This is a genomic window from Sporosarcina sp. P16b (genome assembly GCF_002743065.1).
Lineage (GTDB): Bacteria > Bacillota > Bacilli > Bacillales_A > Planococcaceae > Sporosarcina.
The window spans coordinates 1-13,941 of sequence record NZ_PDYO01000001.1 but is presented as its reverse complement, the minus strand read 5'-3'; the positions used below and the strand labels follow the sequence as shown (position 1 = coordinate 13,941).

Genomic DNA, 13,941 nt, shown 5'->3' with positions numbered 1-13,941 from the left:
AGCAGTTCCTTGGATATCCTAAGGAACTGCAAAATGAACCATTATTTATTTTGAGCGCGTAATGAAGATTTGCGGTACTTCCGCTTCAAATCGAACTAATTCCCCTGTACGTGGATGTATAAATGACAAAGCTGTGGCATGAAGTCCCACTCTACGCAAAGGGTTGCCTGTAGCACCATACTTTTTGTCACCCATCACTGGATGACCCAATTCTTCCATATGCACACGTATTTGATTTTTTCGGCCGGTTTCCAGAAGAACTTCCAACAATGAGCAACTTTTATTCGCTTGTACTCTTCTATAATGTGTAATGGCATGTTGTCCTCCATTGTCAGTTGGGCTTGAATATACTCTGAATGCACTATTTTCCGTTAACCAAGACGAAATAGTTCCTGATTGTGTACGTACTTTCCCTTCGACAAGCGCAGTATACAAACGTTCCTTTACCAATTCATTCCATGTACTTTGCAACGCTTGCTGGGTTTCTTCGTTTTTAGCAAACATCATCACACCCGATGTATCTCTATCCAGACGGTGCACAACAAAAATTCGGTTTTCAGGATGACTCCTCTTCACATACTTTGTGATTTCTCTATAGGCAGTCTGATCTTTTTCTTTTTCAGAAGCTACAGAAAGAATGCCTGCATCTTTATTGATCACGATAATATCGTCATCTTCATGGAGAATAGATACACCGACTAATTTCGAGACATTTATAGCCGTTTTATTGCTTTGTATTTCCACCTTTTGTCCAGGCGCTAATAGCTGATTATGCTTTGTTGTCATCTGACCATCCACCATAACTTGGCCACGTGTAAGAATGGATTTCACCGAATTTCTACTGCTTTTTGACATAACCTTCAATAAATACGGCAAGAGCTCTATCTGTTCTTCCACTGTATATTTTTGTACATTAGATGTAATCTGTTTTCTTTTCATTGTATGTTAGCCCTCCTGCTTATTTAAATAGGTGCTCGTATTATCACTATACACCGCATGACGGATGGTGCGCTTGAATATCATTTGACAGTACATGTGAAAAAATCTAGACATAAAAAAACAGCCCCTAGACATTCGGTCTAATAGGACTGTTTATTGTTATAAACCGTGTTCCTACGGTAAATAACTTAGGTTTGGCACCTATGACTCCGACTGGGCTCGAACCAGCGACCTCCACCCTGTCAAGGTGGCGCTCTCCCAGCTGAGCTACGGAATCGATCATACTAGGATGTGCATGTTGAAATGAGTTAGTTAGGCTCTCAAGCACAAATACTATAATAACATTATCTTTCCTTGTTGTAAACAAAGAAATTAAAATCGATAATTTTTCTATACCATTAGAAAAATTATCGACTTTTATGGACGTTTATTAGACTATTTAGAGACGCTCCTCCATTTCCTTACTGCATAGGGTTTAATTGTTCTTCTGTTGATTCATTCTCAAAATATAAAAACTCTTCATGATCCAGCTCACTCATACGTTCTTTGTTGAAACCATGTGCCAAGTGCCCTTCAAAAACGTTTTCCCACCATGTTTCTTGTGTACTCATAGTATTTTCTCTCCTTTTTGATTTGATTGGTTTCTGTACCGATCTATATAGTTTATTCGTTATGACTGATTCGCTTATATGTAGTATATACATAACTCGTGTTGGTAAAACTGCGTAATTAGTCCAAAATAATTTGACTGATTTTTGGTCCTTCGGCTTCTTGACTTTAATTTTATCATGTGTTTTAAAATTCAAGTTTCGACGGGAATCCTTATATATATTAGACCCGTCCTCTAGTAAAAATTCTATTTAGTCTAGTTCTTTTCACCCAACTAGATTTGTAGAGATGTAAGAGCGCCTGTAACTTTCTGAAAATTCTTATCTTTCATCAGTAAAATAAAAGACTTGCAAGCTCCATTTCGAGCTGGCAAGTCTTTTTAGAAATTAGTTAATTTGAAGCCAATGTTGGCGAATTATTTTTCTTATTACCCATCCACTGAGACACCAGCAAGACGATGAATAATACTAAACCGATAATATCTGTGATAGTTTCTGGGTAGATCAACAACATGCCTGTACATATCGTGATAATTCGCAGAATCCAGTTCAGTTTACTATACCAGAAGCCAATGATCCCCGCCCCGATTGCGACCATACCAATAATGGCGGTCACAGTCACCCAAACAATCTCTAGTATACTCGAGTCGAGCATCAGCATCGCCGGATTAAAGACGAACATGTACGGGATGATGAATGCAGCAATTGCTAGTTTTGCGGAAGTGACACCAGTCTTGATCGGATCCCCACCTGAAATACCAGAAGCTGCAAAGGCAGCGAGTGCAACAGGCGGTGTGATATCCGCAATGATACCAAAGTAAAATACGAATAAGTGTGCAGATACCGCCACTACAATCGGCACAGCTGCACCTGTAGGCTCATCTAGCATCAATAATGTAATGATAGCAGGGGCCGCGATTGTAGATGTAATAACATAGTTTGCCGTCGTTGGAGAGCCCATCCCCAAAATGATTGCCGCGAACATCGTGAAAATTAATGTGAGCAAGATGTTACCGCCAGCTGCCGAGATCAAGCCGGTTGCCAAGCTAAGCCCAAGACCCGTCTTGACGACAACACCGACAATAATACCCGCACAAGCTGTTGCAGCTGCTACAGCCAATGCTGTACGGGCACCATCTACTAACGCCTCAATCATATCTTTAAAGCCAATTCTCGTTTCTTTACTAATTGCACTTACTGCAATGGTTAATACGATACCGAGTAAAGCCGCTTTCATCGTCGGAATACCTATTAATAGGAAGACAATAATACCTATAATTGGTAGTAATAAATAAATCTTTTTTAGCGTTTCTTTACGATTAGGAATTTGCGAGGCATCCATCCCTTGCAAACCAACACGCTTTGCTTCGAAATGGGTCATGATCCAAATTCCGGTGAAGTACAGCAACGCAGGGATAGCTGCTGCTTTGGCAATTTCCCAATACGTAACGCCGCCGATAAATTCAACCATCAGGAATGCAGCGGCCCCCATGATGGGTGGCATAATCTGCCCACCTGTAGACGCAGCTGCCTCTACTCCGCCTGCAAATTCTTTTCGGTACCCTAGCTTCTTCATCATCGGGATCGTGTACGAACCAGATCCCACGACATTTGCTACAGAACTACCTGAAATTGTACCTTGCAAAGCACTTGAGAAAATAGCGACTTTTGCCGGTCCGCCAGTCAAACGTCCTGCCAATACTACCGCCAAGTCATTAAAGTAGTTACCAACACCAGTCTTTACTAAGAACGCTCCAAACAACAGGAAGACGAAGATGAAAGTGGCGGATACACTAATGGGCGTACCGAGAATCCCGTCCGTTGTAAAGAACATGAGTTGAACGAGATTTTCCACACTTTGCCCTCTATGTGCAAGGAACCCTGGGAAATAAGGTCCAAAGAACGCATAAACCAGAAACACTACGGAGATGATTGTGATCGGCATTCCTACCGCACGTCTCGCTGCCTCTAGTGTGAGGAGAACCGCTAAAATACCGATAATTAAATCGACATCGGATACACGCCCCACACGAAATACTAGTTCGTCGATAAATAGTGGCCAGTATAAACCAACTGCTATCGCCAATAAGGATAAAATAATATCATAAAACGGAACTTTGTCATGACGCACACCGATCTTTTTCCTAGCAGGGAACAATAGGAAAATAAGTGATAGAGCAAATCCTAAGTGAATCGATCGCTGGATTTGAGCTGTAAATGGTTTTCCAATCGCTGTATACAGCTGGAAAATTGAAAATGCTAACAAACCGAAAAATACAATCTTCCCGATAAGACCTTTCAGATCTCTCGTATTGGATTCAGGGTCGTACTTTTGAAGAATTTCGAGTTGTTCTTGTTCAGAAAGTGTACCCATTTCTTCATCAGAGATAGCGGGAATATCTTTTTCCCGATCTTTATTATTTTTCATTTAATCTGACTCCTTTTAACATCTTATAATTTGAAACCTTCGCCACATGAAATTCATAAGAATGCCCCTTTTGAAGAAATTCTTTTAGATGATAATCTTGTTGCTCATATCGCAAAGACAGATCTGTATTCACCCTCCCTACGTAGAGAACAAACGAGTCTATTACGTGGTTTTCGAATGTAAGCGTATAAACACCATCTTCTACTTGCAGGGTTTCGCCTTCCTCTGCATAACCCGGCAAACCGATGGCTACATCTTCATACTGCATAAATTCGAAACGGAGCTTTCCATTGTCGGTAATGCGATACTGCTCTTTCACATTGGATAAATGGATTGAATGAATATATTGAATTTGAAAATTTCTATTCTCGTGTAATGGAAGATAATACGCTTTTGGTTGTTCGCTCCGAACCTCTTCAAGTATGATCATTTGTCTATACGGATAAAACCAGATGATCAGCATTACAATTCCGATAAGAAACGTCAGCAGAAGAACGATTTTTCTTGATTTCATCCGCTAAATCCTTTCTGTTTCATTACATACAAACGGCTAAATAGTTTATGTATTCCGCTAATTATATTTGAAAAAGTAAGAATGGGACGGACAAAGCTCTCGCTTGACCGTCCCCCATGATTCTATCAGATAACTTACTCAGTTTATTTGTTCACTTCGTCAAAGTACTTCTGTGCACCTGGGTGTACAGGAATACCAATTCCATTCAAACCGTTTTCCGCTTTAATCAAAGCACCTTTAGCATGTTGGATTTTCGAAGCATTTTCATAAATTGCCTTTGTAATCTGGTAACCAAGTTCTTCAGAGATATCGTTCTGCATCACAAGCATTGCACCTACTGATACTGCAGGTGTCTCTTCTTTGGAACCATACGTTCCAGCAGGGATTATTTCTTTAGTGTAATATGGATATTTCTCGATTAATTCGTCCGCTTTGTCTTCTTCCACTGGAATAACGAAAACTTCTGAAGTAGCGTTTAGACCTTCAACAGCACCTGTTGGAGTTCCAGCTGTAATGAATGCAGCGTCAATTTGTCCAGCTTGTAGACTTTCTTGTGACTCACCGAAGTCCAAGTTTTGTGCTTTGATATCGCTTAAAGCTAAACCATGGATTTCAAGCAATTGCTCAGCGTTAGCAGCTGTTCCTGAACCTGGCGCTCCTATTGAAATACTTTTGCCTTTTAAGTCTTCAAATGTCTTGATATTGTTTTTCTTCAACGTAACCAATTGAACTGTTTCCGGATAAAGTGCACCAATAGCGGATACGTCGTCAATTACATCCCCATCAAACATCATTTCACCTTTAGAAGCGTAGTATGCGATGTCAGTTTGTACGAATGCAATGTTTGCATCTCCATCTTTAAGTGCTGTCATGTTCGCAGCAGATGCTTGAGATACTTCAGCAGTCGTCTTGATTCCTGTCTCTTCAGTAATGAATTCAGCAAAAGATCCACCTAATGGATAATAAGTGCCTTGTGTTCCCCCAGTAAGTAAGCTCAAGAACTTGTAGTCTTGCTCTGTCTTACCTTCATCTTTGTTTCCGTCTGCATCTTTGTTCCCGTCGGCTTTTTCATCGTTACCGCAAGCTGCGAGCACAAGAAGCGCAAGCATGGAAACTAACGCCAGTAGGCGAAGTGAATTTTTCTTCATGTGACCATCTCCCCTTTACATTTTGTAGTCATAGACACTACCATTCTACCATGAAAGCGCTTTAACTTGTCAATATAATAATAATTTATATATTATTTCCTGTTCCTTTTATGCTCTTGACCCCCGTAAATATATAGCCTTTATCAGGTGTTGCCCAACACCTATTCCAGCGAAGGCGACTGCCGTGGTTGAGGTAGTGGTTCTAATGGACTCTCCACTCTCACCGCTTACCACATCCTCATAACAGAACCGTAATCCTAGACGCACTGACTAATTTCATCTACAACAAAAAAACTGCTGCTAGAAATGATGATCTAGAGCAGTTCGTTTTAATTATGAGCTCTTGCCATTTTGTACATCTTCAAACGTAAGGCCTGCTTCTTTCAAATCGCGCGTTCTATGCGCAATTCTAGATGCCGCACAAGCCGCCACACTTGCCACTAAATCATCTAAGAACGTATGGATACCAATTCCTTTTTTTGTATCCAATTCGTTGATGATGCCGACTTTGTTCTTATCTAAGTGACCGAATGTAGTAACGGCGATTGATCCATACGTGTATACCGCACCCAATGCAATCGTTTCATCCACTCCAAATAACCCCTCGTCTGATTCAACGATTTGCTGAAGCGGTCCCGATAATTGACCTCTTTCAGCAATTTCATCCAATTCAACTCCTACCAATATGGCATGTTGCAATTCACGTTTACGAAGAACGCTTTCTACTGAGTCGATACACTGTTCGAGTGACAAACCTTTGTTATAAGGCACTTGCAGTTCATACACAATTTTTGCAATATCTTCAATCTTAACCCCACGACGGATCAACGCGTCTTTTGTTGCCGCAGTCACAACGTCCGAATGAACAATGTTTTTACCTTCATCCATATTATTTCCCCTCTCTCTCTTCATGCGCAATAGTTTTCACTAGCTTTACACTGTTATTTATCGGTATGATATTTAGTAAGTGTACATTAATTATGGAGGTCCTACAAAATGAATCCAGGAAAAATTGAAGAAATTCGTTTTTACAGTAATGAATTACAAGAAGAAATGGAACTATTGATATATTTGCCATCACGCTACTCCCCTTTATACAAACATAATGTCATGCTCGTATCTGATGGCAAAGATTATTTTCAACTCGGACGGATTGGTCGAATTGCCGATGAATTAATGGAAGAAGAAATCATTGAACCGGTCATCATCGTAGGAATCCCATACAAAACGGTGCAAGAACGCAGACGTATGTATCATCCAGAAGGTGATCGACACAAAGCATATATCCGCTTTTTAGCGCACGAGTTAATTCAGTATATTGATGAAACCTACCCAACATACCAAATGGGCTCTTCAAGAATATTGATGGGCGATTCACTGGCAGCATCGATTTCCTTATTGACCGCTTTAAAATATCCAAACTGCTTTGGAAATGTAGTATTGCATTCACCATTCGTTAATGAACACGTACTCGAAGCAGTTAAAGCCAATCAAACCCCTGCAAACCTTTCTATTTACCATGTGATCGGTGATAAAGAAACTGATGTACCCACAACTGCTGACGGCAGATTGGATTTTCTAACACCTAACCGCGAGCTGCATAAAATCATTAAAGAAAAAAGATTTCCTCACTATTATGAAGAGCTGGATGGAGATCATACATGGAAATCATGGCAACCTGATATTCGCCGTGCGCTGATTGAAATAAATAGCCTTTAGTAATAGAAAGAGACATGTTGGACTATTTTCTGATATACTAAAATAGATGTACCTAAAATTCAGTCAATTCACAAGGAGGCAAACTTAAATGAAATACGGTATTGTTGCATTCCCTTCAAAAAAACTTCAAGATTTAGCAAACGGCTATCGGATGAGATATGATCCGCATTATTCGCTGATCACACCTCATATGACGCTGAAAGATCCATTCGAAGCGAATGACAAGGAAATTGAAGAAGTAGCAAATGCGTTAAAAGAAATTACCATTAAAAACAGCCCTTTTGAGTTGAAAGTTACAAAAGTTGGCTCGTTCGCACCAACGACGAACACGATTTACTTTAAAGTTGTACCGAACGATGAAATTCTCGCGTTGCATAAGGATTTAAATGTAAACTTCTATCACGATGAAAACAATTATGCTTTTGTTCCGCATGTTACAATTGCGCAAAACCTGACTTCTGGTGAACACGATGATGTGATTAACCAAATGAAGATGGTAGGTGTAGACCACACGGAAGTCATCGATCGGATTCATTTACTTTATCAACTAGAAGACGGATCGTGGACAGTCTATGAAACGTTCCGTCTTGATCGTGAGTCTTGATTTGCAGATTACAGTAAAAATCGTCTCAGATGAAAAAGGTCGGCAGAATGCGTATTCCGTCCGCAAGAAAGTTTTTGTGGAAGAACAGGGAGTCCCGCTGATCCTTGAGTTGGACGAACACGATCAAGAAGCTATCCACTTCGTTGTCTACGATGAAGTAGATCAACCAATCGGTGCCGGCCGCATGAGAGGTCTGGTAAATGCACACGGTAAAATAGAGAGAATCTGTATTTTACCTGAACATCGCGGTAAACATCTTGGAAAATTAATTATGAATACATTAGAAGAACATGCACGAAAGAATTCTATGAAAAAACTTATTCTGAATGCGCAATCCTATGCTGTGCCTTTTTACGAAAAGCTAGGCTACGTCGTAACATCGCCCGAATTCATGGACGCTGATATTCCTCATCGCGCCATGGAGAAAAGTTTGTTAAACGACTGATTGCACAGAAAAAAATACCCCTTGCCACTCTAGTGGTAAGGGGTATTTCCTTGCGTCAGACATATGCGTTAATCGATTGGCCCTTTCCTACAACTTCTGCAATTTCAGGTGAGAATTGGGCTGGATTTGGCGCAATAAATCCATTTTTAACTAAAGGTTGAGGTGCACGATTTTTTCGTTGTTTCATCTGCTCTTCACGACGTCTTTCCTCATCTGCCAGAACATCTTCCCAATAGCTTGATTCCTCATTTTCCAGACGCACAGGATTTACGCGTCCGATATAAGCAAAATTATGACGTTCGTTATTCATACGTTCTGCATACTGTTGCGCTTGGTAATTTGGTATTGGTAGGATATAACCCATGATGTGCACCCCCTATTAAATATAGTTTCATTAGTAGTTTACCCAGTTAGCTAGAAGTATAAACATGTTTTAGTAAGTTTATTTTACTTACCACCTAGCATTTGTGATATGTCGTTTAAATTCAATCCTTTTCCACTTGTCAGGATGGAGTTAACCAGTTCATCTTCTACTGATTGTGGCACGTCTTTTTTAGCTACTTGACTAACTTTTCGAATGATTTTTCTTACTTGTTTTTCATCTTTAAAATCGGCATATTGGATGGCATTCGCTAATGCGAAGACTTCTTCCATCGGCACACCCGTTTTAGATTCTATTTTTTTAAAGAATGAATCGTTCATATGCAGTTCTCCTCCTTAGAAATAGCTTCTGCCTACAATAATCAATAATATAAACAGAACTACAATCAAGACGAATGAAGAACCGCCATATCGTTCGCCACATCCTCCGCCGTATCCGTAACCACCTTGAGATGGATAACATCCGTACATGAAAAACCCCTCCTTTCTTTCTTCTCTACTATATGCAGAGGAGAATGAATTGGAGAGGGCGTTTTGGTAGTTTAAATATTTCCTTTTGAAGTAAAGAGCAATGCACCAATTAGTCCGAAAATAATTGCCGCACTGATTCCCGAACTTGTCACTTCAAACATTCCCGTTACTACACCGACAAAGCCGTGTTTCTCGGCTTCCGCCATCGCGCCATGTGTCAATGCGTTCCCGAATGAAGTAATGGGAATCGTAGCGCCAGCACCAGCAAAATCAATAAACGGTTCATACCAGCCGAAACCATCCAGCACCGATCCTGCTACAACCAGTGAACATAATGTGTGAGCAGGCGTTAACTTTGCGACATCCATCAGCAGTTGCCCGATGACACAAATCAAGCCACCCACTATAAATGATGTAATGTATATAGATATCATGGTGCCGTCACCTCTTCCATTGTGAGTTCAATAGCATGAGCAATACACGGAATTGTATCCCCTTGTTGAAATGACAAAGGGGATAGTAAGGCACCAGTCGCTAGTAATAAAACCCGCTTGTACTCTCCGGTCAGCAATTTTTGATACACATCGGAAAAAAACACCGCTGCTGAACAACCAGATCCACTTGCTCCCGCTTTAAAGGACGGATCATTACCATAAAATTCTTCTCCGGCATCCCGAAAGTTTTTCGTATGCGGTAAACCATTTTCATTTGCCAACGCTTTAAAGATTTTGAAACCATTACTTCCTAAATCCCCCGTGATGATCGTGTCATAATCATCGACCGTTTTACCATGTCCTGTTAAGTGATTCATCAATGTATCACTGGCTGCTGGAGCCATTGCAGATCCCATATTCAACGGATCCGTCATCCCCATATCTATCACTTTTCCTACAGTGGCACAGTCAATCACTGGGGTGCCTTGTTTATGTTGTCCAATCAATACAGCACCAGCCGCTGTGACCGTCCACTGTGCAGTTGCTCCTTTTTGTGAACCATACTCCACCGGATATCGAAACTGCCGTTCAATTGCATTATGTTGACTAGAAGAACCCGCCACGATCCAGTTTGCATGCTTCGCATCCGCGAGCAATGCCGCTGTAATCATAGATGAAACAGAAGTAGCGCAAGCGGAAAACAGACCAATATACGGAATAGCTAATGCGTGGGCTGTGAAATTAGAAGGCGTCATTTGATTGACTAAGTCACCAGTTAATAAGAAATCAATTTTCTCCGGCTGTTTCTTCGCCTTACTCAGTGCAATCAATACAGCATCATACATTAGCTGCTTATGTCCGTCTTCGTTCGTCGGCAAATCACAACGCTCATCTTCGTACGATTTGTCGAATTGCTGCGCAAACACACTTTTCTTTTTTTCCAATGGACCTGCCGTTACACCTGTTGCATAAATACTTGGCTTGGAATGAAAGGTTAACACGCCCCGTTTTACCATGAGACCACACCAAATTTCACTAAGATAGTCTTGATCAGCGCTACAACGAAGGCAGAAAAGACACCAAATAAAATAACTGAACCAGCTAGTTTAAACATATTCCCGCCAACACCTAGTACATATCCTTCCGATTTATGTTCAATAGCAGCCGAGACGACGGCATTGCCGAATCCTGTAATCGGTACCGCCGCACCTGCCCCGCCAAATTGGGAAATCTTTTTATATAGTCCAAAACCCGTTAACAACATGGCGATGAAAATCATTGTGGCAACAGTTGGATTACTCGCTGTGCGTTCCGTAAAGTCAAAGTACGTAATATAAAAAAGTGCAATAAATTGGCCAATTAGACATATCAAACCACCAATCAAGAAAGCTTTAATGACATTTTTCATAATGGGTGGTTTAGGTGATAACTCTTTCTCTATTTGGGCATACTTTTCCTGTTGCATTAGGTTTGCTCCTTTTCGATTGATTTGATTTTATCAATTTTCTTTCGATAATTTTTCTCACTTTTTTTATTGATCAGCTTCTCCGTTTCCAATAAGATTTTACTGTCTGCCGACACTGTGACTTTTAAGTCAGGATACTCACGTTCCAATTTTTTTTGAATTTTGTTGGCAATAGCTTTCTTTTGAAATCGGGAAAACGTATTGACACGAATCCCTGCTAGCAACTCATCTTCATATAGCAGTACCTTTGCTAGTTTGACATGTTCATTACTCATCAAAACATTCTCTAACGAATGTTCATCATATGGAGTAGTATTTTTAATATACGTTCCTTTCTCACTACAACCAGTGAGTAGACCAAGAATAAGTAATACTATACTTAGTTTCTTCAAATGCGACGCCTCCCTTCTGTCTAGCATGTATCTTTTATGTCGGATTTATGCATATTGAGGAAAGCGCCCTGTCATGTCGATTACCCATGCATAAAGTATAGAGAACGACAAACAGGAGGTGGACAGTAGTGGGATGTGAAAAAAAAGACAGCAAACATGATGGCTGTCATAAGTCGAATTGTATTTGTGAAGTAGTGCGCTTTATCCAACGCGTCCAGAATACGTGTCCGGAAGTGGATTGTGTAGAGTGTGATACAGATTGTTTCATGGCACCGCTTGGCAGTTTGGTCAGCCCGGTTAGAGGCCGCGTCAACACACGCGTGTTCAGTTTGCTAACGGGTAACGGGGACTATTTCAAGGCCGTATTTAGAGGTGGTAAACGGAAGCATTATCCTAAAATGACAGCAGAAGAGACACTAGCTAATCATAAATCGACACATCATAAGCATACGAGCTGTGTTTCCGTATTTTTCCGTGTACAGACCGTGTTTGATTCTTGCTGTGCTACCATTCAAGTATTGCAGCCTTTGTATAACGGACACCCGTTTGATATTACGACGGACGGAAAAATCTGTTATGAAAAAATTTGTAAGGTGAATGGTTTTGGACCTACGAATACATGCTTGACGGTTGATTTGAGCTGCTTCTGCGGCATTCAGTGTATCGATGATGTGTTTATCGATTTCTGCGATGAAGATTGATTTGTTTCTTGCAATGCTAAATGGCGAACCCTGCAGTAATAGGGTTCGTCTTTTTTGATGTAGCAAAAGAAATGTATGGAATGCAGGGGCGTCGTTGAACTACCTTTCAGGTGAACGCTTTCTACATCAACGAAAAAACAAGAGGCTTGGACAAAACTTAAAAAACAGTCCGTTCCCCTACGCTACAAAAGGCGCGCTTTCCGCGGGGCGCGCTTGAGCCTCCTCGTCGCTAAGTGCAAATACATGCTCTTAACGCTCCGCTTTTAATCGCAAAAGCCGTCCTTCGTAACGGCTCTCGCTACCTGCGGGGTCTCAACATTCGCGCTGAATCCCGCAGGAGTCGGCCTTTTTCCGCTTCGGTACACTCTTGATTACTAACTAATTAAACTTTTTAAATAATTTTCAGTGAATTAAAAAAGGTATGAAGGTGTCTTTTCCTTCATACCTTTTGAGGTTTTGTACCAGCCTCTTGTTAATAGTAAGAATTAAATAGTGAATGATTGCTGTTTCCAGAGGATATCTAAAATTTCTTCCATACGGACTGAGGTTATTTCTTTGTTCGAGTTGATCCAGACAACTTCATTTTCTATACCATGCAACTTTCCTTTGATACTGCCTTTTTCCGTGATGATTTCTAATGGAGCATATAATTCTTTACGGAATGGGTGGTGCAAGTACTCTAAGCTTTGGCGGATCAGTTGAGTAGCTACTAATTCGTTTTCAATCTCTGGCGACTCTTGCACCGACACATTTTCCGTAACAGGTAAGACTACGGGGCCCTCTGATCCTCTTGAGTGTTCCGGCTCGAAAACGGATGTGCTTTCTTCTTCAACTATAGGTATATACCGATATTTTCTAATAATCGGGCTGGAGATGAACAGCAACGGCTTTTCATTACGCATTTTCATCACTTCCTTTTATGTAGCATATGTAAGTAAAGCGCCTAACGTTCCGAATTGAACTACTCCCACTTTCACTGCGTTTAGAAGGGGGAGATTCCTAAGAATACCAGCGTAACCACTAGTTATGGATTAGGCGATCCCCGCAGTCCCTGCGGTTCGAAGTCTTATGGCTTCGTTTTTAAGGTTTATACTCGCGTTCAGATCCCGGTCATGATGGCATCCGCAATTCGGACAGTCCCATTCACGCAAGGCAAGATGCTTCACTTCTTGATTTCTAGCCCCACATCCCGAACAAAGCTGGCTGGAAGGAAATGTTTTTCCAACGACTACCACGTGTTTGCCATACCATTTCGCCTTATATTCCAGCATGGAACGAAACTGTGCCCAGCTCACGTCGCTTATTGCTTTCGCCAATTGGGGATTTTTGAGCAGTTTGGCTACCTGCAAATCCTCGATTCCGATGACATCGTGGTTTTTGATGATTTCGGTTGATCGTTTATGCAAGTAATCTTTTCTTTTATTGGCGATCGTTTCGTGGATGCGTGCGACTACGATCCGTTGTTTCTGATAATTTTTCGCGTCGCTCAATGGACATTTCCTTTTACGAGCCGATTCCTTCCGTCTTGAAAGAATCCGTTCTGCTTTCGCTAACTTTTTCTCCATCGATCGAAAGAACTTTAAGTTTTCGTATACCGTTCCGTCTGACAAGATAGCGAAATCCTTCAGCCCGACATCCATCCCTACGGAAGAGTTGGTCTTAGGCAGTTCGGACACTGTCGTTTCCACTAGG

19 protein-coding genes and 1 tRNA gene are annotated in these 13,941 nt (G+C 41.0%); 4 read left to right on the top strand and 16 right to left on the bottom strand.

Annotated elements, in window-relative coordinates; all coding sequences use genetic code 11:
- Positions 1-45 precede the first annotated feature (45 nt).
- The 7 genes from CSV77_RS00095 to CSV77_RS00070 form a co-directional block, all read right to left on the bottom strand.
- Complete coding sequence (locus tag CSV77_RS00095; protein ID WP_099671871.1) at positions 46-939, bottom strand: RluA family pseudouridine synthase; 894 nt, start codon at positions 937-939, stop codon at positions 46-48.
- A gap of 204 nt (positions 940-1,143) precedes the next feature.
- Positions 1,144-1,216: transfer RNA gene (locus CSV77_RS00090), tRNA-Val, on the bottom strand.
- Positions 1,217-1,400: 184 nt separating this feature from the next.
- Entirely contained in the window at positions 1,401-1,550 is a 150-nt protein-coding gene (locus tag CSV77_RS16975) for a hypothetical protein (protein WP_180960147.1), read from the bottom strand.
- A gap of 388 nt (positions 1,551-1,938) precedes the next feature.
- The gene (locus tag CSV77_RS00085; protein WP_369802707.1) at positions 1,939-3,975 is read right to left on the bottom strand and encodes a TRAP transporter permease; all 2,037 of its coding nucleotides are present in this window, start codon (positions 3,973-3,975) and stop codon (positions 1,939-1,941) included.
- A complete protein-coding gene (locus CSV77_RS00080) occupies positions 3,965-4,489 on the bottom strand; it encodes a DUF1850 domain-containing protein (RefSeq protein WP_099671870.1) in 525 nt (174 codons plus the stop codon). The genes CSV77_RS00085 and CSV77_RS00080 overlap by 11 nt, the downstream gene beginning before the upstream one ends.
- A 143-nt stretch (positions 4,490-4,632) precedes the next feature.
- Entirely contained in the window at positions 4,633-5,637 is a 1,005-nt protein-coding gene (locus CSV77_RS00075) for a TAXI family TRAP transporter solute-binding subunit (RefSeq protein ID WP_099632405.1), read from the bottom strand.
- Between the two features lie 333 nt (positions 5,638-5,970).
- Complete coding sequence (locus CSV77_RS00070; RefSeq protein ID WP_099632406.1) at positions 5,971-6,525, bottom strand: phosphatidylglycerophosphatase A family protein; 555 nt, start codon at positions 6,523-6,525, stop codon at positions 5,971-5,973.
- 108 nt (positions 6,526-6,633) lie between these two features.
- Between CSV77_RS00070 and CSV77_RS00065 the strand changes: the two genes are divergently transcribed.
- From CSV77_RS00065 to CSV77_RS00055, 3 genes are all read left to right on the top strand, one after another.
- Positions 6,634-7,356 carry an alpha/beta hydrolase gene (locus CSV77_RS00065; RefSeq protein ID WP_099671869.1) on the top strand — a complete coding sequence of 241 codons (723 nt, stop codon included), beginning with the start codon at positions 6,634-6,636 and terminating at the stop codon, positions 7,354-7,356.
- Positions 7,357-7,444: 88 nt separating this feature from the next.
- Entirely contained in the window at positions 7,445-7,960 is a 516-nt protein-coding gene (locus CSV77_RS00060; RefSeq protein ID WP_099632408.1) for a YjcG family protein, read from the top strand.
- Positions 7,929-8,405 (top strand): GNAT family N-acetyltransferase, encoded by a 477-nt coding sequence (locus CSV77_RS00055; protein WP_099671868.1) that lies wholly within the window; start codon positions 7,929-7,931, stop codon positions 8,403-8,405. The genes CSV77_RS00060 and CSV77_RS00055 overlap by 32 nt, the downstream gene beginning before the upstream one ends.
- 55 nt (positions 8,406-8,460) lie before the next feature.
- Here the strand turns inward: CSV77_RS00055 and CSV77_RS00050 are convergent, their stop codons facing one another.
- The 7 genes from CSV77_RS00050 to CSV77_RS00020 all read right to left on the bottom strand — a co-directional run bounded on the left by CSV77_RS00050 (position 8,461) and on the right by CSV77_RS00020 (position 11,548).
- A complete protein-coding gene (locus tag CSV77_RS00050; protein WP_099632410.1) occupies positions 8,461-8,769 on the bottom strand; it encodes a hypothetical protein in 309 nt (102 codons plus the stop codon).
- An 83-nt stretch (positions 8,770-8,852) separates the two neighbouring features.
- Entirely contained in the window at positions 8,853-9,107 is a 255-nt protein-coding gene (locus CSV77_RS00045) for a stage VI sporulation protein F (RefSeq protein ID WP_099632411.1), read from the bottom strand.
- A 15-nt stretch (positions 9,108-9,122) separates the two neighbouring features.
- The gene (locus CSV77_RS17225) at positions 9,123-9,257 is read right to left on the bottom strand and encodes a YjcZ family sporulation protein (RefSeq protein ID WP_085133067.1); all 135 of its coding nucleotides are present in this window, start codon (positions 9,255-9,257) and stop codon (positions 9,123-9,125) included.
- A 71-nt stretch (positions 9,258-9,328) separates the two neighbouring features.
- Positions 9,329-9,691, bottom strand: a complete 363-nt coding sequence (spoVAE, locus tag CSV77_RS00035; protein WP_099671867.1) for a stage V sporulation protein AE — start codon at positions 9,689-9,691, stop codon at positions 9,329-9,331.
- The gene (locus CSV77_RS00030) at positions 9,688-10,707 is read right to left on the bottom strand and encodes a beta-ketoacyl-[acyl-carrier-protein] synthase family protein (protein ID WP_099632414.1); all 1,020 of its coding nucleotides are present in this window, start codon (positions 10,705-10,707) and stop codon (positions 9,688-9,690) included. Before CSV77_RS00030 ends, spoVAE begins: the two co-directional genes overlap by 4 nt.
- Positions 10,701-11,156: a stage V sporulation protein AC gene (spoVAC, locus tag CSV77_RS00025; RefSeq protein ID WP_099632415.1), complete on the bottom strand. Its 456-nt coding sequence runs from the start codon at positions 11,154-11,156 to the stop codon at positions 10,701-10,703. The genes CSV77_RS00030 and spoVAC overlap by 7 nt, the downstream gene beginning before the upstream one ends.
- Entirely contained in the window at positions 11,156-11,548 is a 393-nt protein-coding gene (locus CSV77_RS00020; protein ID WP_099671866.1) for a hypothetical protein, read from the bottom strand. The genes spoVAC and CSV77_RS00020 overlap by 1 nt, the downstream gene beginning before the upstream one ends.
- Before the next feature lie 128 nt (positions 11,549-11,676).
- Between CSV77_RS00020 and CSV77_RS00015 the strand changes: the two genes are divergently transcribed.
- Positions 11,677-12,249, top strand: coding sequence for a CotY/CotZ family spore coat protein (locus CSV77_RS00015; protein ID WP_099632417.1), 573 nt, complete (start codon positions 11,677-11,679; stop codon positions 12,247-12,249).
- A 485-nt stretch (positions 12,250-12,734) separates the two neighbouring features.
- Here CSV77_RS00015 and CSV77_RS00010 read toward each other — a convergent pair whose 3' ends face one another.
- Positions 12,735-13,151 (bottom strand): hypothetical protein, encoded by a 417-nt coding sequence (locus CSV77_RS00010; RefSeq protein ID WP_099671865.1) that lies wholly within the window; start codon positions 13,149-13,151, stop codon positions 12,735-12,737.
- 129 nt (positions 13,152-13,280) lie between these two features.
- The coding region (locus CSV77_RS00005; RefSeq protein ID WP_144034645.1) for an RNA-guided endonuclease TnpB family protein at positions 13,281-13,941 on the bottom strand (661 nt) is incomplete at its 5' end.